Source organism: Bacteroidia bacterium (genome assembly GCA_025056095.1).
Classification (GTDB): domain Bacteria; phylum Bacteroidota; class Bacteroidia; order JANWVE01; family JANWVE01; genus JANWVE01.
The window spans coordinates 1-21,026 of sequence record JANWVW010000012.1 but is presented as its reverse complement, the minus strand read 5'-3'; the positions used below and the strand labels follow the sequence as shown (position 1 = coordinate 21,026).

General features: G+C 36.3%; 11 protein-coding genes. 7 read left to right on the top strand and 4 right to left on the bottom strand.

The genetic code is table 11. From position 1 onward, the window contains the following. Positions 1 to 444: 444 nt before the first annotated feature. From NZ519_01875 to NZ519_01865, 3 genes are read right to left on the bottom strand one after another with little or no spacing between them, the layout of a single operon-like run. Complete coding sequence (locus tag NZ519_01875; protein ID MCS7027488.1) at positions 445 to 1,323, bottom strand: ParB N-terminal domain-containing protein; 879 nt, start codon at positions 1,321 to 1,323, stop codon at positions 445 to 447. Positions 1,324 to 1,363: 40 nt separating this feature from the next. Next, complete coding sequence (locus NZ519_01870) at positions 1,364 to 2,107, bottom strand: ParA family protein (GenBank protein MCS7027487.1); 744 nt, start codon at positions 2,105 to 2,107, stop codon at positions 1,364 to 1,366. A gap of 52 nt (positions 2,108 to 2,159) precedes the next feature. After that, positions 2,160 to 2,675 carry a hypothetical protein gene (locus NZ519_01865; protein ID MCS7027486.1) on the bottom strand — a complete coding sequence of 172 codons (516 nt, stop codon included), beginning with the start codon at positions 2,673 to 2,675 and terminating at the stop codon, positions 2,160 to 2,162. Positions 2,676 to 3,336: 661 nt separating this feature from the next. On the opposite strand from NZ519_01865, the gene NZ519_01860 reads away from it, so the two are divergent. The 4 genes from NZ519_01860 (at position 3,337) to NZ519_01845 (ending at position 13,544) form a co-directional block, all read left to right on the top strand. Further along, positions 3,337 to 6,984, top strand: a complete 3,648-nt coding sequence (locus NZ519_01860; protein MCS7027485.1) for a DEAD/DEAH box helicase family protein — start codon at positions 3,337 to 3,339, stop codon at positions 6,982 to 6,984. Positions 6,985 to 7,040: 56 nt separating this feature from the next. Beyond that, positions 7,041 to 8,594, top strand: coding sequence for a PAS domain S-box protein (locus NZ519_01855; GenBank protein MCS7027484.1), 1,554 nt, complete (start codon positions 7,041 to 7,043; stop codon positions 8,592 to 8,594). Between the two features lie 309 nt (positions 8,595 to 8,903). Then, entirely contained in the window at positions 8,904 to 11,996 is a 3,093-nt protein-coding gene (locus NZ519_01850) for a SusC/RagA family TonB-linked outer membrane protein (GenBank protein MCS7027483.1), read from the top strand. 33 nt (positions 11,997 to 12,029) lie between these two features. Beyond that, complete coding sequence (locus NZ519_01845) at positions 12,030 to 13,544, top strand: hypothetical protein (GenBank protein MCS7027482.1); 1,515 nt, start codon at positions 12,030 to 12,032, stop codon at positions 13,542 to 13,544. 116 nt (positions 13,545 to 13,660) lie between these two features. On the opposite strand, the gene NZ519_01840 is transcribed toward NZ519_01845, so the two are convergent. After that, on the bottom strand, positions 13,661 to 14,605 hold the full coding sequence (locus NZ519_01840) for an alpha/beta hydrolase (protein MCS7027481.1): 945 nt from the start codon (positions 14,603 to 14,605) through the stop codon (positions 13,661 to 13,663). A gap of 155 nt (positions 14,606 to 14,760) precedes the next feature. Between NZ519_01840 and NZ519_01835 the strand changes: the two genes are divergently transcribed. The 3 genes from NZ519_01835 to NZ519_01825 all read left to right on the top strand — a co-directional run. Then, complete coding sequence (locus NZ519_01835) at positions 14,761 to 18,903, top strand: T9SS type A sorting domain-containing protein (protein ID MCS7027480.1); 4,143 nt, start codon at positions 14,761 to 14,763, stop codon at positions 18,901 to 18,903. A gap of 241 nt (positions 18,904 to 19,144) precedes the next feature. After that, positions 19,145 to 20,509 carry an HTTM domain-containing protein gene (locus NZ519_01830; protein ID MCS7027479.1) on the top strand — a complete coding sequence of 455 codons (1,365 nt, stop codon included), beginning with the start codon at positions 19,145 to 19,147 and terminating at the stop codon, positions 20,507 to 20,509. After that, a partial coding sequence (locus NZ519_01825; protein MCS7027478.1) for a carboxypeptidase-like regulatory domain-containing protein occupies positions 20,499 to 21,026 on the top strand: 528 nt, incomplete at its 3' end. The genes NZ519_01830 and NZ519_01825, both read left to right, overlap by 11 nt.

The following is a 21,026-nucleotide window of genomic DNA, read 5'->3' as shown; positions in this document are numbered from 1 at the left end:
AATTTATTTAGACTAATTATAAATAATTTTTTTTGTAAGAAATAGTGATTGTCTTGCAGTATGCCATTACAATCAGTTAGAATAAGTTACTTTACGATTTCAGCTTGATACTCTAGCCTTTGATGCATGTACCGATTTGTATGTACCACAATACTTATGAGCTAATTGGGCGGGAATATTAACAAAAAAAAAAAAAAAATTTATCATACATTTCTATTATATTAATATTAATATATTTTTTTCATTCAGCCTTGTTTACTACTATGGTAGTAATATTTTAAGGTGCCACGTTTTATATGGTCAATTAGTTGAGTGTACCTACTATAATTTGAGAACCTTTTTTTTAAGTAGTCTAACTTGCTTTTCAATAGGTGGTTAAGAGAGAAATTTTATCATTTTTCATTCCATCTAAAAAAAGAGGAAATATTTTCCCCTTTTTTTACATTAGTCTAATCCTCTCATCATACGTATAATTTCTTTAAGTAAGGCCTCATTTTTAGTCTTAATAGCATCAGTAAACAAGTCATAAATTTTGTGAACTTTATCCCAGTCAATAGCTTTAGGGCTATCTTCATTCAAGTTTATTTTCTTCGTGTTTCGGTAATTTTTTACTATCTTCTTGAAGTTCCTTCCTTCTGCTAAAAATTTGGCTACTTTTTGAAAATTTGTTTCATCTAGACTTTCCAAAAAGCTAATTGCAGTTTTAGGTAACTCTACATCTTGGTTCAAGATTTTCCATTTCAACTCAGGGTAGTTAGCACTTAATCTATCTATTATTTTGGCATATCGCTCGTCATTTTTTATTGTTCTATCTGAAACTTTATGCTGTTCTGCTAACTTATCTACGGTTTTTTGTCTTTTAGAAAAAGAGGAAACATTTTCCCCTTTTTTTTGGGGTCTTCCCCGCTTTAATTTCTCTAGTTCATATTGTTTTCCGCGTAGATAACTCCTTTGTGCATCCGTCAGGTTTCGCTTACCTAATTGGTTATTAAGCATCCATAGTTTTACATCGTCAAGGCTTTCAAAGTTTTTTATCTCAAACCTGAAGGGAATTTTATAAGCTTGACATATCGAGTAACGGTTATGTCCATCTACAATAACGTATTTCCCTTCGTTTGCCCAAAGTACAAGCGGTTCACGACAACCATCTTTTCTGATGTTCGCCTCTAATAATACGAACTCATCGGGATGTAATTTAGGAATATAAGATTTGAGTTCAGGCAACATAACGATATTACTCAGAACCTCTTTCTCAAATTGTAATTTCTCCTCTACTGCATTTTGTTGTAATTCTTGAATTACAAACTGTTCTTTTTTTGCCATACTCTATCTTTATTGAATATAAAACAGATAAGACCTTTTGTCAAATAGCTATAATTTCTTTGGCTAAAGCCAAGTAATCTTGTGCTCCTGCACTTTGAGCATCGTGTTGAAAAATATCTTTTCGTAAAGCACTCGCTTCAGTAATTTTCACATTCTGCCGAATAATTGTATTGAGAACTACGTTTTTATACTTTCGTTGAATCTGCTCAATAATACTTTTACTTACGACGGTTCGGTTAAATTGCGTAATAAGCAATCCTAAAATACTCAAATCGGTATTTAAATCGTCTTTCAATCTTTTGTAAAGGTCTATAATCGTTTGCAAGCCTTTGACAGCTAAATATTGCGGCTCAACTACAATAATTAAATGCGTAGAAGCTAACAAAGCATTGATAGTAAGAATACCCAAACTTGGCGGGCAATCAATCAAAATATAATCATAATTTTGTTTTATACTTTGTAAGGCTTTTCTTAATTTGAAGTAACCTGTAACTTGCTCTGCTTGTAGATTATTCTCTGCCATAGAGAGGCGAAGTTCGGCAGGAACAATGGCAAATTTCTCATCTATATTATAAATAGGTAAGGGAACATTATTGCAAAGCACGTCATACACTGTATTCTGAGGTTCGTCTATTCCTACCGATTGTGAGAGGTTAGCCTGTGGGTCTATATCAATTACTAACACTTTTTTACCCAAAATAGAGAGAGCTTTGCCCAAATTGAGCGTAGATGTAGTTTTACCTACTCCACCCTTATGATTAACTAATGAGATAATTTGAGCCATAAAAAACTTTGCCTATACCAAAAAAACGTTTAGGCAAAGTTAGGCAATATTTTCAAATTTCATTCAAACTCTCACGGAATAAGTTACGATAAATCTCTAAATTTCTGATTCGGTTCTCTATGCTTTCTAATGTACTTTTGAATTGAGTAAAGAAGTTCGCTTGTAATCTTACATATACTCTATTATCAATATCTTGATAAGTAGTCAAATAGCCTTTACCTTCTAAGTTTTGTATTTGCCATCGTATTACTTCATCATCGCTAATCATAAAAAAACTTACACTTGTTTTTCCCTCTTGTAAGGCAAGTTCATACTCACGCTCTTGGTTATTAAAAATTTGTTTAAGTAAGCTGTATTCATCATGATGAATATCAAAGTGTTCACATACCCAGTATTGACACTCTCGGTCTATGCTATATTGTAAATCTTCTAAAATTTCATCTATTTGAATACGCAAATTTTCTATTTCTTTTTCAAGGATAAGCTTTTGTTGTGCTGCTTGCTGGATTTTCTCTATTAGTTCTTGTGAAATATCTTCATTTACTTGGCTTTGCAAAAACTGTATCATATAAGGTATGAGTTTGAGGTGAAACAGAAATTCAACTAAGTTAAAATTACTTATTTCTTAGACAATGCAAAAGTTTAGCCAATTTTACCTACTTAATATCTCAAAAATTCCTATCAAAAAAGCGATTACATAACTTCTTTCTCATTTTTTTTATGTATTATTGCAAATTAGAAAGGTAAGATAAAAAAGTTATATAACCTTTCTGAAAGTAAGCATCTTTGAAAAAATAGAAGATGCATAAAAAAAGAAGGCTTAAGGGTTCCCGCCTCAAGCCTTCCAAATTTCTAAAAGTAGGTAAGTGATTATCAAGGACTTACATACTCACGTGTGTTTAGTTAGCAACAGCAGCATTTGCTTTTTAGGGCAAATTTCTAAAACTAACTAACCAAAATTGTTGGTTTCTGTTTTACATCACGCAAAAATACAAATAATTTTTGAGAACAAAAAGAATTTTTACACAAATTCTTTACAAACCCTAAAAATTATTTGATACTTTTCATCAAAATTTGTGTTAAAGATTCTACCTTGCTCAGAAGGTAATAGTAGTGAAAAAACTACCAACTCTTTTGGTTCCATTCTAACCCGCCCTATTCATTTGCTTCGTTGCTAAGCCACGTGTTACTTCAACACTTGATAGCCATGTGTTTCTGTTTTACAAATTATGTCTGTTCAAACACAAGACCTGTGGCAAGCACTACAAAATGCTATTTCACAAGATGGAGGGTTAGCCGTATACCGTTATTATGGTTTTGAGCCAAGTACTAAACCCCAACCTTTCAACCCTTTTCGCGAAGAGCGTACAAGTTCGTTTTTTATTACTAAAAAATTCGGAAAGTATATTTTCAAAGATTTTGGAGATGATAGTATCAAGGGCGATTGTTTTAAGTTTGTCAAACTATATCAAAATACAAATAACAAGCAAGCTTTTCGTATCTTATGTCAAATTTACAATTTAATAGAAACCGACGAGTCAATAAACAAGCCCACTTATGCACCTAAAAAGCAAGCTAAGAAAACAAACATAGATAAAACCACAGAAAAAGAATTACTAAATATTTCCTTTAAGCCTTTTGCAGATGAAGAATTAGCATTTTGGCAAAAAAAAGGTTTAGTTTCAAAAGAAATGTTAGAGGCTAACGGCGTGAAATCAGTGCAAAGTTTTAGCCTTAAAATAGGACAGAAAGTTAGGCACTTCACAAATCTACATTTCATTTTTGCTTATGAAATTATACCGCAAAAATGCTACAAACTTTACATGCCAAAAGCTAAATACCGCATTTATGCACCAAGTAAGACCATATTTCTGCCTAATTTACAACCCGCTCGACAAGTACTTGGTGAAAATTATGCTTATCACTTCGGTTTACAAACCCTTGATTTTTCCAAAGAAATCATACTCTGTGGTGGTGAACCTGACTGCTTAGCCTTGAAAAGTCTAGGCTATAATGCTTTCACTTTGGGTGCAGAAAGTGCCACGATTCCTGACTTCGTTTGGCAAAAAATCCTAGAAAAGCAACCTCACCCTAATATCAAAGTACTCTACGATACCGATTTTACGGGCATGACTAACGGGCAAAAACTAGCACAAACTTATCACTTCCAACAAATTATTTTACCTAAGCTCTTCCAACAAAATCAAAAACAACAACCTAAACCTACCCTTAATGACCTATGCGATTACCTGCAAACCTACGGACACGATGCCGACTTGCAACTCGCATTAGCCCAAAATATTTTCCAAAAACAAGACCTACACCTCACCCATGTACCTACAATACACGTAGAAAAATATCTCTCCGAAAAGACAGACTTATTACTTAATTTTATCCAACAGCAACCATATACCTTGATTGAAGGAGATGCAGGTATTGGCAAAACTTTTACTCTACTCACTGAAGTTGCTCCAAAACTCACGCAACCCGTTCTCTTTGTCGTACCTTTTGCTATCCAAGTAGAACAAATTGCTCAAGAATACAAAGACAAAATTGAAGACTTGGTATGCTTCAACAATCATGAAGACAGCCTCAATAAATCCTTTGGAAAAGTCAATGTTTGCACTTATGATAAGATACAGGCAGTCTTTCAACCCGATATGCACATATTCATTGACGAATGCCATTTACTCACCAGCGAGTATGGCTATCGTACGCAAGCTATCAATGCCGTAAGCAAAGTTATCGCCCAAGCAAAGAGCGTTTGCATGATTTCTGCCACCCCTGATTACAGCTTTTGCCAAGATAAAAACTTCAAACTTATTCGTTTCAAGCGAAAAAACAACCCTCACGTTCAATTGAATATTTGCCATTTAAGCGAAAATAAAAAAGAACATCTGCTTAAAATCTTACTCGCCAAAGTACAAGAACATCAACTCCAAACACGAAACCAAACCCTTATTGTTAGGCTTAACCATAAGAGTTTGGCTCGCCAAATAGCTCAGTTACTCATTCAGCAGAACATTCTTAAACCTCAAGAAATCGATTTTGTATTCAGTTTTAAACAAAAAGGCAAAACTACTCCAAGTAAAGAAGCCATTATTTCACAAGGAACTATTCCTAAAAACATTAAAATCCTCTTCGTTACCGCTTGCTTTGATTGCGGAATTAACATCCAAAATACCAATATTGCTGAAATCATTAGTTTTGAAATCCATTATACGGACAACTGCCCTGATACCTTGGTGCAACTTGTCCAAAGATTCAGACAATTAAACCCCATAAAGGTACTGGTATGCAAACCCGCTAAAAGTGAACACCACAAACCTTTACCTTCACTTTACAGCCTTAGGAAAAAAATGTACCAAGATGCTTACAACCGTATCAATCTTCTAGCTTACCAGCAAAAAGTCTACCTAGACAAATTAAAAATCCAAATGTTACAATTTGAAAAAATGCCTGCTTACTTCAAAGTAAATGAAGATATTTCGGCTAATTTCAAAATCCTAACCCTAGACAAGGAAAAACAATTTATCCCTAACGAAAACTACATTCGCTTTGCCGCCAAGGAATTTGCCCGTAAAAACATAGGCACTGCCGAGTTTATCGCTCAAGTTCAGCAGGCTTTGCCTAATGTCTCCTGCCAAATTTACCAAATAGAACAAACAGAAAAGGATAGCTTAAACTCTAAAAGCACTACTCAACAATTAAAAAACCTTGCCCAACAAGAAAAGCTCCTCAAAGCAAAAACCATTGAACAATTTACACAAACTCTAGCCCAACAAACGGACAATCTACTAAATACTCTCTATCATACCTACCACGACTTGAACTTGAAACAAAAAATCGCCCAACAAATGAATCCTTCTTCAAAACAGGAAGTCATACCACTTGCCCAAATTTTACCACAAGCCCAAACCTACGACGGAGCAGATGATCTTACTATTAAACTCGCCAAACGCTACTTTATACTTAAAGAACTACTTTTGCCCAAAGATAAAATTCCTACCATCCTACAACAATTCCCCTCTGATGCCCAATTCTCACTCCTTGTTAAAACACTATCTAATCAAATTAACTTGTATGCTCAAAAGGAACTTTCATACGAACTACCACTCATTATGAGTGATATGCGACAAATTGAAAACACCCAATTCCTACAACAAGTAATTGACTGGATAGAAAACGATTTGCAAACTCAGGATTTTTCACAAAAACGTACTCAAACTTATCAACGCCAAATTGAAATGGAAAAATATGACCTCAAACTTCTACAATACCAACGACGCAACTACCAAGCTATCTATCATTACTTAACTACTACACGAGAAAAACGAGCATTAGGTAGAAAAATGCAAACAATTGCCAAAAAAATTAGAAAAACCTACTTATATATTCAAGAACTAAATAAAAAACTAGAAAAAAGCCACATAAAAGCCATAGAAATTAACCAACTTTCTAAACAACTCAACGCCCTACGCGCACACCCAACCGATAAAGTAGGACTTAAAACCAACCTGCGACTCCTACAAACACTTTTTGAAATAGAAACTGAAAAGAAAAAAGTCTTACAACCTAACGGCTCACTTAAAGAGCAAATTTTAGTAAAAATCGGTAAAAAATTGACTATCAATAGCTTTCTACAAAAAATTGGGCTTACCTTTGCAGAAAGTCAAGCATATTGCATACATTTACAATATAAATTAAAAGAAGATAAACAAAAAAGACTTGAACATTTGGCAATGCAAAGCGTGTCAAAAATAGACCCAAAAGCGAAGGAAATACCTATAAACATGAATCACTACACACAAACATTCGCTTTAAAACCTATAAATGACTCTTTAACTAATATGCCTTATCCTATCTTTTGGGATTAGGTATTCTAATTTTCAAATTTGTATTGACTGTATTCAAACATAATCCCTATTTTCCTATGGATATTTTTTTCCAACTTAATCGCATTTCAGAGTTTGTAAACAAAGCACAACAGCAGTACATTCTCAATAGGCAAACCGTACCACAAATTTGCCAGACTTTATTAGAAAATACCTTACCTATGATAAATTGTGAATTCGGTTTGCTCGTTCTACTGCCCCCGGCAGGTCTTTCCGTAGAAAAGCCTATTATCTCGGTAAATAAAGGCATGAAGACCGAAACGCCCGCTTTTCAAAATTTTATAGAATGGGCAAAAATGCAAAATAAACCTATTTTCACAGAGGAAATGATGCATAGGCAAAACATTTCAGCTGTCTTTCAGGAGAATATACATATCTATACCCTAGCAGTTCTATTAGTAAAATGTGATGATAATCTCAATGCTTTACTTATCTTAGGTAATTATGACCGTGAAGATGAATTTGACCTGATTACCCTGCTTAAACCTGTTACGACTGCCTTGGGAGTTATCTTTGAAGATTATTTTGAGAAATTAAAAGCTACACAAACCCTCCAACAAGCTGATAACAAAATTAGCCAAGCTATGAGCCTACCCCAAGCAAACCGAGATTTCTATTTGAGTTCCATTTTCCAAGCAAGCGAAAAAGCTATTACCGTTTTGGACAAAACAGGTACTATTCTTTTCATGAATAGCATGGTTGCCAAAAATACAATGCTCTATCAAAATAAAGAGATTAAAGTAGGAGATAATATTTTTAGCTTTTTAATCAAAGGTATAGAAGAAAATTTTAGGAGAGATTTTGATAAAGCTTGTAAAGGGGAAGAAATTAACCTAGTACTAGAGATAGAAGTTATGCCTAACAAAAAGAATTGGTTTGAAATTCAATTTTTACCTATCTTTGATGACAAAAAAGAAGTCCAAGCTGTGGCATTTAGTGCCTTTGATGTAACCAAAAACAAAAAGATTGAAACCGCTCTAAGAGAAACTTACCACGAAATTAACAACTTCCGTACTGCTCTCTATTCCAGTGCTTTGATTATTGTAACCGATTTACGCGGCTATATCATTGATATTAATCACCTCGCTTGCCAACTCTCAGGCTATGAAAAAAACGAAATCCTTAGCCAATCTATCGATATACTAAACTCTGGCTACCACGACGAAGCCTTTTTTAGGGATATGTGGAATACCATAAGAAAAGGAAAAAGCTGGCGTAATGAAATTCGACATAAAACCAAAGATAACCAATTTTTTTGGACAGATACTATTATCAACCCCGTTACTAATGAACATGGAGAAGTTTATCAATATCTATGGGTAAACTATATCATTACAGAAAGAAAAATTGCCGAAGAGCAGCAAAATCGCCTCTTGCGAAATCTTTATGAGTTTGCCTTTGAAACTTCACACGGTTTGCGTAAGCCCTTGGCAAATATCTTGGGTTTGGTTTCAGTATTTGATAAAAATAATTTGAGCAATGAATTTAACCAAGTTATCATAGAAAAAGTACAAGAATCTGCCATGGAATTAGATGAAATTGTAACAAAAATGACTAAACTCCTAGCAGCGAAAAATATTAAAGTTTCATAAAAATTAAGAAAAGTAAAAAAGTTAGTAAAAATATCTTCACTGAAAGTATTACTATTCTTTTCTTGCCAAATTCATAAGTTATCTTTTTTTTATTCAAATGTTAAAAGATTATTAACTATTTGTAAAGCCTAACTGTTTTTTATTTCAAAAATAAAATATATTTTAGCGACCACAAAACGTAACTCTCTGCCAAGAAAGTGGAGAGAGACATTTGTAGCTATTTTTTATAGCTAAATTTTTTTATCAGCTAAATTCAAACTTTACTTAAACTACAAACTTACGTTTATGAACAAAAAATTACTTTGCAGCTTGCTTTTTCTGTGCTTGGCTGTCATTGGGCAACTTTATGCACAAGAGCGAACAATTACAGGTAAAATAACCGACGCAGAAGGGAATGGCTTACCAGGTATTACCGTACTTGTTAAAGGTACTTCTAAGGGAACAGCAAGTAATGCTGACGGAAGTTATAGCATTACTGTAAGTAGTAACGATGCCGTACTTATATTCTCAGGGGTGGGGTATGTGCGCCAAGAGATTGCCGTAGGCTCACAAAGTGTCATTGATGTACAATTAGTTGCTGATGAAAAAATGCTTGGGGAAGTAGTAGTTACGGGCGTTGCCGAAGGAACTTCTACCAAGAAATTAGGCTTTTCTATTGCTAAGATCGGTGAAAAGACCTTGAAAGAAGTACCTGCTATAGACCCTGCTAATGCTATTAGGGGGAAAGTAGCTGGTGCTCAAATTGTGCAAGGTACAGGTATTCCTGGTACAGCACCTAATATCCGCTTACGGGGGGCTACCAACATCCAAGGCACCTCTAATCCACTTATTATCGTTGATGGAGTAATTACTGCACCAGGAACTACCTTGGCAGATATTAACATGAATGATGTAGAGTCTATTGAGATTGTAAAAGGTGCTGCAGGAGCTTCTTTGTATGGTTCGCAGGCGGCAAATGGTGTTATTCAAATCATAACCAAGCGTGGTGCAGAAATGGAAGGGCAAACTCGTGTTACAGTACGCAGTGAAGTAGGATTTACTAACTTACAGCGTAAATTCCCCCTAGCTAAACACCATCACTATCAGCTCAACCCTGATGGTAGTTTCAAATTGCAGGATCCTAACAATTTGGGTTCGCGCATAGAAGAAGCCGATGGAATTGCAGATAATCCTTATCCTGTAAACTATGATCAGCAAGCTCAAGTATTTAAATCACGTTTATTTTACAATAATTATGTTTCTGTTGCTTCTACCAGCCGAAATACTAACTTCATGGTTTCAGGTGAGAATTTGGTAACACAAGGAGTGGTAGAAGGCTTACCTGCCTTTGATAGAAAAAATGTGAGAGTAAATGTGGATCATAAAATTATAGATAAACTAAAAGTTAGTATCTCTTCTTTATTTTCAAGTTCTGTTGGTCCGCAAGCCTCTGAGCGGGGGCAGTCAGGAATTTTCTACTCTGTTCTTTTAAATGAGCCTTTCCTAAATTTACGAGCTCCTAACCCCGATGGAACTCCTTTTGATAATATTAGCCCTAACATCTATAATAATGCTACTAATCCCCTATATGTAGCTTACAACGACCAATTTAAGCTAAACAGAGATAGATTGCTGGGAAATATGGTACTCTCTTACCAAGCTACTGATTGGCTCCGTTTAGAAGGACAATACTCTCTTGACCGCACATGGGTAAATTTTGAACGTTGGCAAGATAAAAATTATATCACTCGTAATTTTCCTAATGGAAATGGAGGTTTCTTACAGACTTTGAAATCAGGAGAAATAGGGCAGGTTGCTACGCTAAATGCTTACTTTAATAAAGCCTTTTTAGATAATGATTTGAAAATAGGCTCTACAATACGCTACCAATGGGAACAATACAATACTGATTTTAATTCCTTGTCTGGTTCTCGTTTTGCCTCTTCAGGGGTGCGTGATGCTAGTTTTTTGGACCGTACCACTCTTGCTGTCGCTAATGGTTCTACCTTAGTCAGAGCCGAAAATGTATTCTTAAATGTACGTACAGATTATCGCGATCGCTATATTTTAGAAGGATTAGTACGTAATGACCGATCTTCGCTCTTTGGTTCACAAGAAAGAAGTCAAATATTTTATCGTATTTCAGGAGCTTATCGTTTGAGCGAAGATGTAAAAATTCCTGGTATTGACGAATTGAAATTACGTGCCTCTTATGGTACATCAGGACAAAGACCCCGCTTTTCTGACCAATACGAAACATTTAGCAGTTCTAATGGTGTAGTGGTGCGTAATCAATTAGGAAACAGCCAACTTCGCCCCTCCAAAGTAGGAGAAACTGAGGTAGGGTTAAATGTAAGTTTTCTGAAACGCTTTAACTTTGAGTTCAATTATGCTAAAACCGTAGCGCGCGACCAAATTTTATCCGTACCTTTACCTCCTTGGTTTGGTTATATCTCCCAAGTGCGTAATGCAGGTACCTTGGAGTCCAATACCATAGAGTTTGCCTTAAATGGGGATGCCCTAAAAACCAAAGATTTCACTTGGAATTTTGGTATCATTGCTAGCCGTACTCGTTCTGAAATTACTGAACTTGGTGTGCCTCCATACGCTACTGATGGTAAATTCGGCGTAGCCTCAGGAGCAGGGGTAGCCAACAGTATGTTTAGAATTGAAAAAGGACAGCCTTTTGGAGTAATGTACGGAAATGTGCTAGCACGCTCATTGAGCCAGCTAAAAACTAACGCTGATGGGTTTGTTATTAACTTATTCCAAGTTACAGGACGTAAATTAGAGGATTTTGAAATTAACGAGGATGGGTTTGTAGTACTCAAAGCCCAACGAGGTACTACCGCAGAGCGGGCTTTCGTGTTATTAGATGAAACAGGGCAAAAACTCGTAACCAAGATTGGAGATTCTAACCCTGACTTGGTGATGGGAATTACCAATACATTTAGTTACAAGAACTTTTCTTTATATAGTTTGTTAGATGTACAAATCGGAGGAAATATCTATAATTCTACAAGGCAATTATTATACTTCAATAATCGCCATGCTGACTTAGACCAAAGTGGTAAACCCGTAGAAAAACGCAAACCTATTCAATATTATAGCGCAGCTAATAGTATTTACAACGGCAACGATCCAGTGGATTATTTCGTAGAGAAAGGTGGATTTGTAATTGTACGTGAAATTAACCTAAGCTATAGTTTTGACAGATCCTTCTTTGAAAAGTTAGGAGCGATTGGCAAAGTATTTTATGATGCTCGTATTGCCTTAATTGGACGTAATTTGTTTACATTCACGAAATATACAGGTTATAATCCTGAGGTGGCTTTAGCAGATAATTCTACCAGTTTCCGAGTAGATCAATTTGCTTACCCTGTTTTCAGAACTTATACTATGTCTTTACAACTTAGATTTTAGGATTTCAGCTAACACCTTTTTTCCTATAAGCATATGAAAAAAATATTTTATACCCTCTTTTTAGCAATTGCCCTAGTGATATTCAATGGCTGTGCTAAACTAGACGTACAAAATCCTAATGAACCTGATGTTAAAAAAGCTCTTTCACGCTCCAATGATTTGAAAGGACTTTTAGCAGGCGCTTTTGTAGATGTATATAGTATCTTTTGGGGGTGGAATACACCCACCTTTTATTCAAGTGTCCATTTAGAATGGACCGCTGACCATGTAACCATGACTAATAACTACCGAGCCATGTGGTCGCAATTCAAGGTAGAGCCTCGTCCTACTTTTAATAATACCCTTGCTTTTAGCGATTTAGATATTATTAGTGAACCTTACAGACGCTTGTTTGCTGCTAATACTAACGCTAATGATGTGATTCGTAGAATTGAAAAAGATGGCGTTCAAGTCGGTACAAATGGAAGTGAAACCCAAATGGTATTAGCTTGTGCCTATTTTGTAAAAGGATTAGCCTATGGCTATTTAGCAAATATCTTCGATAAAGCCGTAATTGTAGAACCTGATACTGACTTGAATAAATTAACCAAAGATGATTTGGTTGACTATAAGCAAGTTCTTAATGCTTCTATTAGAGCTCTGGATAAAGCTATCCAAATTGCTTCTAACAATACTTTTACGCTTGATGCTTCTTTTATCAATACCCCTTCACCCCTTAATAATGTAAAATTGGCTCGGTTAGCACGTACTTATGCTGCTAATTTTATTGTGCAAAATGCACGAAACAGAGCAGAAAACAGCGCTACCGATTGGAACAAGGTATTGAACTATACTCAAAATGGTATAACTGAAGACTTTATTATTAAGTTAGATGGAGTCAACTGGGATCATGCCTTAATTGGCGGAGCAGGATTAGATTGGTACTGGCGCGTTGATTTACGAATTATCAATCTTTTAGACCCTAACTATCCTAAACGCTTCCCTATGGCTACTAATGCTACCTTACCTCCTGCCAACTCAATAGACAAACGTTTGAATCTGTACTTTAAGTATGAACCAAGCTTAGCTTTCTTCCGAGTTACTCGCGGTCCGCAGTTACGTAGCCATTACCGCGTAAAACGCTATGATGATTTATATGCGGCTCAAAGCATCGGTCCTTGCCCATTTATGTATGCCTACAATAACGATTTGCTTAAAGCCGAAGCAATGGCAATGACAGGTAACCTCTCAGGAGCTATCAATATTTTGAACACAGGTAGACGTAAAACCGTAGGCGAATTACCTGATATTCCTAATACAGCTACCCAAGCTGAAGTATTGAAAGCTATTTTCTATGAACGTGATATTGACTTACTTTGGAGCGATTTTGGTATCCACTTTAAGGACATGCGTAGAAGAGATGCTTTACAAAAAGGTACAATTTTGCATTTCCCTGTACCTGCCAATGTGTTGGCTAATCAGCAAATTCCTTTCTACACCTACGGTGGTGTAAACCTTGCTGATGGTAAAAATACTGCCGATGGTTCTAATTCTTGGCTCAACCCATAATATAACTTTTGCAAAAGAGAAAAGTTGAAAGTTATCCTACCCACAGGTTATTTCTTAATCTGTGGGTATTCTTGTTTATTGTCGAGTTTTTTGTTTATTATTTCCGCTTTTATTCTTTATTCCTTTTGCCCGAGTCTAACTACTTTCACCCAAATATTTTCTTTGAGTTTACCTAAAACTACTGCTTTTAGCTGTAAAAGGTTATTGACTATCAAGTTTTGATAATTCCAAATAATGTAATGATTACCATCTTCTAACAAGATCAATTTAACAGGAGCATTTTTCAACTGCTTGTAAGCAGTTAGAGCATTATTCACACTAATTAAGTTATCTTGATAGCTATGTATAATTAGGCAAGGTACGTGAATTTTGTACCATAGATTTTGCATTTTAGCTAATTGCTCATGGTGTGAAAGCTTTTCGTCATTGGCTACCCAAAGTGCCTTAGGTAAGAGCCAACGTACCATTTGCCAAAAAGGGCGATAAGATATGAGGTAAGTAGTTTCCATATTTGGAAATAAGGAAGCGGACACCAGCATAAGCCCTTGGATGCTTTCGGGGTAATCCATAGCTAAACGCGCTGCTACTGAACCCCCATAGGAAGTACCCATTAAAAAGATAGGTTGTTTGTTTTTGACTTCTTTTTTCAGGACAAGGTGCATGTAATAAGCCTGCTTCTCAAGAGATATTTCTGTTTTTCCCAATTCTGAACCGCCATAGCCTAATTTGTCAGGTACAACTAACCGAAATTGTTTAAGTAAAGATTTATCAAGCAAGTAATCCCAATAGCTCATCATTGAACCTGGCGAGCCGTGTAGCATCATTAACGTAGGTAAGGAGTCATGCCCAACTACCAAATAGCGAACCTTACGTTCCTGAGTATATAAGTAGTGAATTTGAGTAGGAAATTCTTTGCATACAGAGGAGAGTTGTTGATAAATTTGCATTTCACTTGGTGAAAGCATAATTTTAGGGGAAACACAAGCATAAACCAAAACCAAAGCTAAAGCACCGAGTAATAGGAAGTTTCTTAATTGAGTAGAAAAGAAAAGTCGTAACATAGCTAAATGAGAAAAAAACAGGTTTTTTATACCAAAATTATGAATATTAAAAAAATATTACTATTTTTGTATTTTGACTTGTGTTAGCTAACTTATAGAGCAATTTCGTTTTAACTTTATATTTATTCAACAAACTTTATTCAATTTACGCACTTATGCAAAAAAATTACAAAAAGCGAAATACCATAATGCCTACGTTCCACTTGAAAAACGGAGTTTTTCATGTTGTAGGTATCCTTATGGGGCTTCTGCTGTTCTGTTTTACACAACACAATACAGCCACTGCCCAAGTTAATAATTATGCTTTTACTCAAACATTAGGGACTTACACACCCATTACAGGGGGTACTTTGCTAGGTACGGGTCCTGGTCAAGTAGACGATCATTTGTTCTTTAATGCAAATGGTACGGGAAATGATGGTAGTACAGGTTCAGGTACGGGGCCTGGTATGCCGATAGGCTTCCCTTTTGTTTTCAATGGTCAGGTATTTAATAATTTTGCCGTTTGTGCCAATGGTTATATTAAGTTATTTACTGGCTCAGGTAGTCAGACCATAGGCTCAGGTTTCTTTGGCGTACCTACTAATTACTTTCCTCCTTTAGCTGACAATGTCTTTGCAGCATCAAGTTCAAACTTTGATAATATTATTGGTGGTTTTGTAACGGATGTATTAGCTCAATCTAATGGAACGCTAAGATACCAAACTATAGGGACAGCTCCGAACCGTGTACTAGTGGTTCAGTGGACAAATGTTGGCTTCTGGCGTAACCCTAGCCCTCCACCAGCTGAGAGTTTTAATTTTCAAATCCGTTTGTATGAAACTTCTAATAACATTGAAGTCGTTTTTGGAACCGTTACCGTAGGTATTCCACCTTTACTCAATCCTTACATTATGGGTGTAGGTTTTCGTGGTACAGGCCCTAGCTCTTTTAATTTACGTCAGGTTACCACTAGTTCTAATTGGTTAAATTCAGTAGCAGCAACTGCCAATAACCAAGGAGGAGCTGTAACACCTTCGCTTACTCCTTCTACTGCTCCTAGTGCACCTGGTTTAACATACCGCTGGACATTTATTCCTACACCTAGCATTACTTTGAGCACCGTAGCAGTACCCACTCTTACTAGTGTAGCCGTTACAGGTACTATATCCCCTAACACTGCTAGTGGAAATCTTTTTGTAGACGTCTCAGAAGATAATACCTTTCCTGTAGGAAATACTGTTTCAGCTCCTGCTACTCCCGCTACTTTTTCAGGAGCATCCCCTATCAATATATCTGGAGCAGTTACAGGCTTAGATATAGGTAAGCAATACTTTGTACGTTTTAGAGCTACGGTAAGTACATTTACTTTTACAAGTAACGTACAAACCTTTTTTACAGGCCCTGTAGTTACTACGCTTGATGCCACTAATGTAACAGCTACTAGTGCTACCATTAACGGAAATGTGCTACCCAATGTGGCTTGTGATGTATTCTTTGAATGGGGAACTACTAACCTTTTAGGAAATACAACTACATCTCAAAGTATTCCACAAGGGACTACCGTGCAAAATATCAGCGTTAATTTGACAGGCTTAGCGAGTGGTACTTTGTATTTTTACCGAATAAGAGCAACTTTTAATAGTGGAAATAATACCGTTACAGGGCAATTAAAAACCTTTATTTTCCAAACTCCTTTTCCAAGTGGACAAACTTTTACCAACGGGCAGCCTGCTAGCCTTGTTATAGGACAAGCCAATTTTACGGCTAATTCTACCACACCTAATCAATCTACTACTCCCTCAACTACTGCTGCACATATAGGAAGTAATAATGTATTTGTCTCAGGATCACAGGGAGTAGGTGGTAGAGTCTTAATTTGGAATCCTGTGCCAGATGTTAACGGAGCTCCTGCTACGGTAGTAGTGGGTAAACCTACTTTTACTTCTACTGCTACAGGAACAACTGCCGCACTTACTAGCCAAGTAAATGGTGCTTTCATTACTAATGATGGCAAATTGCTTATCTCTGATACCGGCAATAACCGTGTATTAGTGTGGAATTCTATCCCTACTACTAATGGGCAACCTGCTGATGTAGTAATTGGACAAGATAATTTTACAAGTAATACTCCAGGTTCAGGGCGCAATAGGTTAAATCAGCCTTGGGGCTTGTATGTTTCACCAAAAGGACAGCTTTTCATAGGAGATAGAGAAAATAATCGTGTTTTAGTGTACAATAGTATACCTACTACTAACGGTGCTAATGCTGACCTTGTAATTGGGCAACCTGATTTTAATACAACTACCCCAGGCACAACAGCTTCTAAAACTTTCCTACCTTTGTATTGTGTAGTAAGTAATGATGGCAAATTATTAATAACAGACCGCGGAAATCATCGTATTCTTGTCTTTAATTCAGTACCCACAACAAATGGTGCAGCTGCTGATGTAGTAATTGGGCAAACTAATTTTACTACTGGTACCTCAGGAAGTGGTGCTAATAAATTTAGTATTCCTATTGGAATAGCTCTTTCTTCTGACGGGAAGTTAGCCGTAGCTGAGTTTGCTAACAATCGTGTACTTATTTTCAACTCTATTCCTACGGTAAATGGTGCAAGTGCAGATGTTGTATTAGGACAACCTAATTTTACAAGTATAGCCGCAGCACAAACCCAAACAGGAATGGCTACTCCTTTCCAAGTATGTTTTGATAACTTTGATAGACTTTTTGTATCAGGTAGAGATATGAACCGTATTTTGGTATATGGTAACAAGCCTTCGTTCACCACAGATATTGCTGTTGCAATTAATAGTGATTTTGATTGTACTACGGGAGATGTAAATGTAAAAATTACGCTCTCCAATGTAAGTACAAATAATGCGACCAACATCACTGTAAAAGCGGCTTTACCTGCTAATACTATTTTTAAGAATACGATTGTGCCGTCAGGCTCAACTTATAACCCGAATACAGGAAATTGGCTTGTGCCTGCTTTACCTCCTGGACAAAGTTTAGAACTTACTTACTTGGTTGGTACCATTCCTAATACCGTGGTAACGGTAAGTGCTTCAGCTTTTACTTCGGCACAAGATGACACGAATATGGCTAATAACTCAGCCTCAGCTACTTACAATATACCTGTTTTCCCTGTAACAATCAGTGTAATTGCACCACAAACCACTACTACTAACGTTCCCTTGCTTAATATTCCTTTCACCTTAGGAAATGCGGATTTGGTAGTTAGTGCCTCTTCTTCTAATACAACTGTTCTCCCTGCAAGTGGAGTGGTACTAGGAGGTTCAGGTAGAAATAGAACAATTAGCCTAACACCAGCATTTAACCAGACAGGTATTTCTACAGTTACCATTACAGCTACTTCATCTATCTGTACCGTAACAAGAAGTTTCACCTTTACGGTAAATCCAGGTTTGCTATTCCCTGTTTTTGATCCTATTCCTTTGCAAATAGGTGAGGTAAACAAGCGTAAAGATGTAAACTTTACCTTCACGCCCAACAGCTTAAACTTGACCAATGCTGTATTTACTGCTACTTCTTCTAATACGGCAGTGGTAGCAAATACACCTGGTTCCTTCCGTGTGGTAGGAGTAGGAGTAAATCGTACTTTACAAATTACTCCCGTTCCTAATGCTTTAGGGCAAACTACTATCACCTTAGAAGTAACTGACGGTAGTATTGTGCGTGGTAGTACTACTTTCGTATTACGTATTGAGTTAGCGCAACCTACACTTTCGGAATTACCTGACGAGCTAATAATTATACGTAACTCTACCAGTCCTGCTATTCCTTTTAGAATAGGAGATCCTTCACATTTGATTTTTGTAGATGTAAGCGATCCAACTATCATTCCGCTGGATCCTGCTAATATCGTAATCTCTGGCTACAACCAAGACTATACCTTTACCCTTGTGCCTGCTAAAGAGAAGGTTGGTAATTTAACTTTTAGCTTGATTGTTGCTAATAGCACTAACCCTTTGGCACCTGGCTTTAATTTTGTGCAGAAAGATATTTTGGTACGTGTAATTGATGTCACAGGCGTAGAGCAATTAGGGCGTAGTTCGTTCCAAGTCTATCCTAACCCAAGTGCTGATGGTATTTTCAATATAACTACCGGGGAGGCTTTGCAAGGAAAAATGCAGGTAAATGTGTATGACCTGAAAGGGCAACTTATTTACTCACAAACCCTAGAAAATTCAGGAAAAAATACACTTGATTTAGGACACTTGCAAGCAGGTAGCTATATGCTAGAAATTAAGAATAACAAGGTACGCGCCACTACGCAAATTATTAGGCAGTAAATTAATAACTAAACAAAAATTAGTAAAAAATGGAAAACCCGGCTATAAGTCGGGTTTTTTTGTTATATGCTAAAAAAATAGCTTTGTAAATTTACCAAGGCTAAATACTTTGTTTTACGGATTTTTTAACTTACGAAACATTACTACCAAGACATAAAAAATCAAATTTAGATTAAGTCTAAATTAAAACAATTTCGTACCTTTGCACACGAAAATAGGTAAGTAATTTCTTTGAATTTTCGTGAGCAACCTAACACTTTCTTTGCCCAAACTTTCGCTTTATGAGCGGTTGCAAAATTATCTTTGGCAACCCGTACCTGCTTTGCCTTTTCAGGTATTTAGGGCAGTTTTTGGGGCTTTAATGATTTTTGGCACTATTCGTTTTATGGCGTTGGGCTGGATAGAAGACCATTACCTAAATCCTATTTTTCATTTCAAATACTACGGCTTTGCTTGGGTAGAACCCTTGGACAAAACAGGCTTGTATGCCATACATTTTCTTATGATTTTTGCCGCCTTGGGCGTGGCTGTGGCTACAAATTGGCTTTATCGCATTTCTGCTATTACGCTTTTTCTTACTTTCACTTATACCGAACTCATTGACCTCACCTATTACCTTAACCATTACTATTATGTTAGTTTGGTTTGTTTGCTCTTGTGTATTATTCCTACGCCTCCTAAATTATTTGATAAAACTGCTCAAATTCCTTTTTGGGTAATCGGTATTTTTAAGTTCCAAATTGCCATAGTGTATATTTATGCAGGTTTGGCAAAAATCAATTATGATTGGTTAATTTTAGCCCTTCCGCTCAAAATTTGGCTTCCCGCCCACGATAAAATGCCACTTATTGGTGAAATCTTTACTTGGCAAATCACTCCTTACTTATTTTCTTGGGCAGGTATGCTTTACGATTGTTTTATCGTGTTCTTTTTGGCATACAAACCCACCCGATTCGTAGCTTATATTTTCGTGGTTATTTTTCATACTTTGGTAGGATTACTTTTTCAAATTGGTGTATTTCCTTTGGTAATGATAGGTGGCACGCTCATCTTTTTTGATTTCAGTTCAAAGCAAAACGAACAAAAATTAGCCCCAAAAAATAATTTTTCTACGCATTATGCTGCTAATTTTTCTGCTCCATTTCCTGCTTTTTACCAAAAATTTGTATTCATTTTTCTATTTGTTTATTGTACCTTCCAACTGCTTTTTCCTTGGCGATATTTGCTCTACCAAGGAAATTTGTTTTGGACAGAAGAGGGTTATCGTTTCTCTTGGCGCGTGATGCTTATGGAAAAAGCAGGAACAGCCACTTTTTATGTAAAAGACAGCCGTACAGGACGAGAAGGAGTGGTAGATAACAGCGAATTTTTGAACCCACACCAAGAAAAACAAATGGCAATGCAACCTGACATGATTTTGCAATTTGCCCATTTCTTAGCAAAGCATTACGAAAAAAAAGGCGTTCATCAGCCACAAGTACGTGCCGAAGTGTATGTTACACTCAATGCCCGACCAAGCAAATTATTTATAAATCCAACTATTGACCTAACTAAACAAACCGATTCCTTTGCACCTAAAACATGGATTTTGCCGTATGACGAGTAATTTTTACAAAAAGATAGTTTTGCTATTATTTAGCAGTTATGTAAGTAGTTTGTCAATTTTTGCACAAAAAGCCCAAATTACAGGAAAAATTATTGTCCCTGAAAACGAAAAAGTTGAGCAAGGAATTATTGCTCTTAAAGGCACAAATTTTCAAACTTTGGCAGATGAAAAAGGCAATTTCACACTCAAAAATATCCCTTTTGGCAATTATACCATAATTGCTTTTTGCCTTGGAAAGCAAACCCAAGAACAAAGTTTAGTGGTAGATAAACCGTTTGTTACGATTGATTTTTCCTTACAAAATTTTGCCAATGAGTTAGAAGCAGTTACCATTCAGGCAGAAAGAGAACGTACTTTTGGGCTAACCCACTTACAAGCCGTAGAAAATTTTGGTATTTACGAAGGACGAAAAACCGAAGTAATTGTACTCAAAGATATTACGGCAAATTTGGCTACCAACAATGCAAGGCAAGTGTACTCGCGCATTACAGGGCTAAATATTTGGGAAAGCGACCAA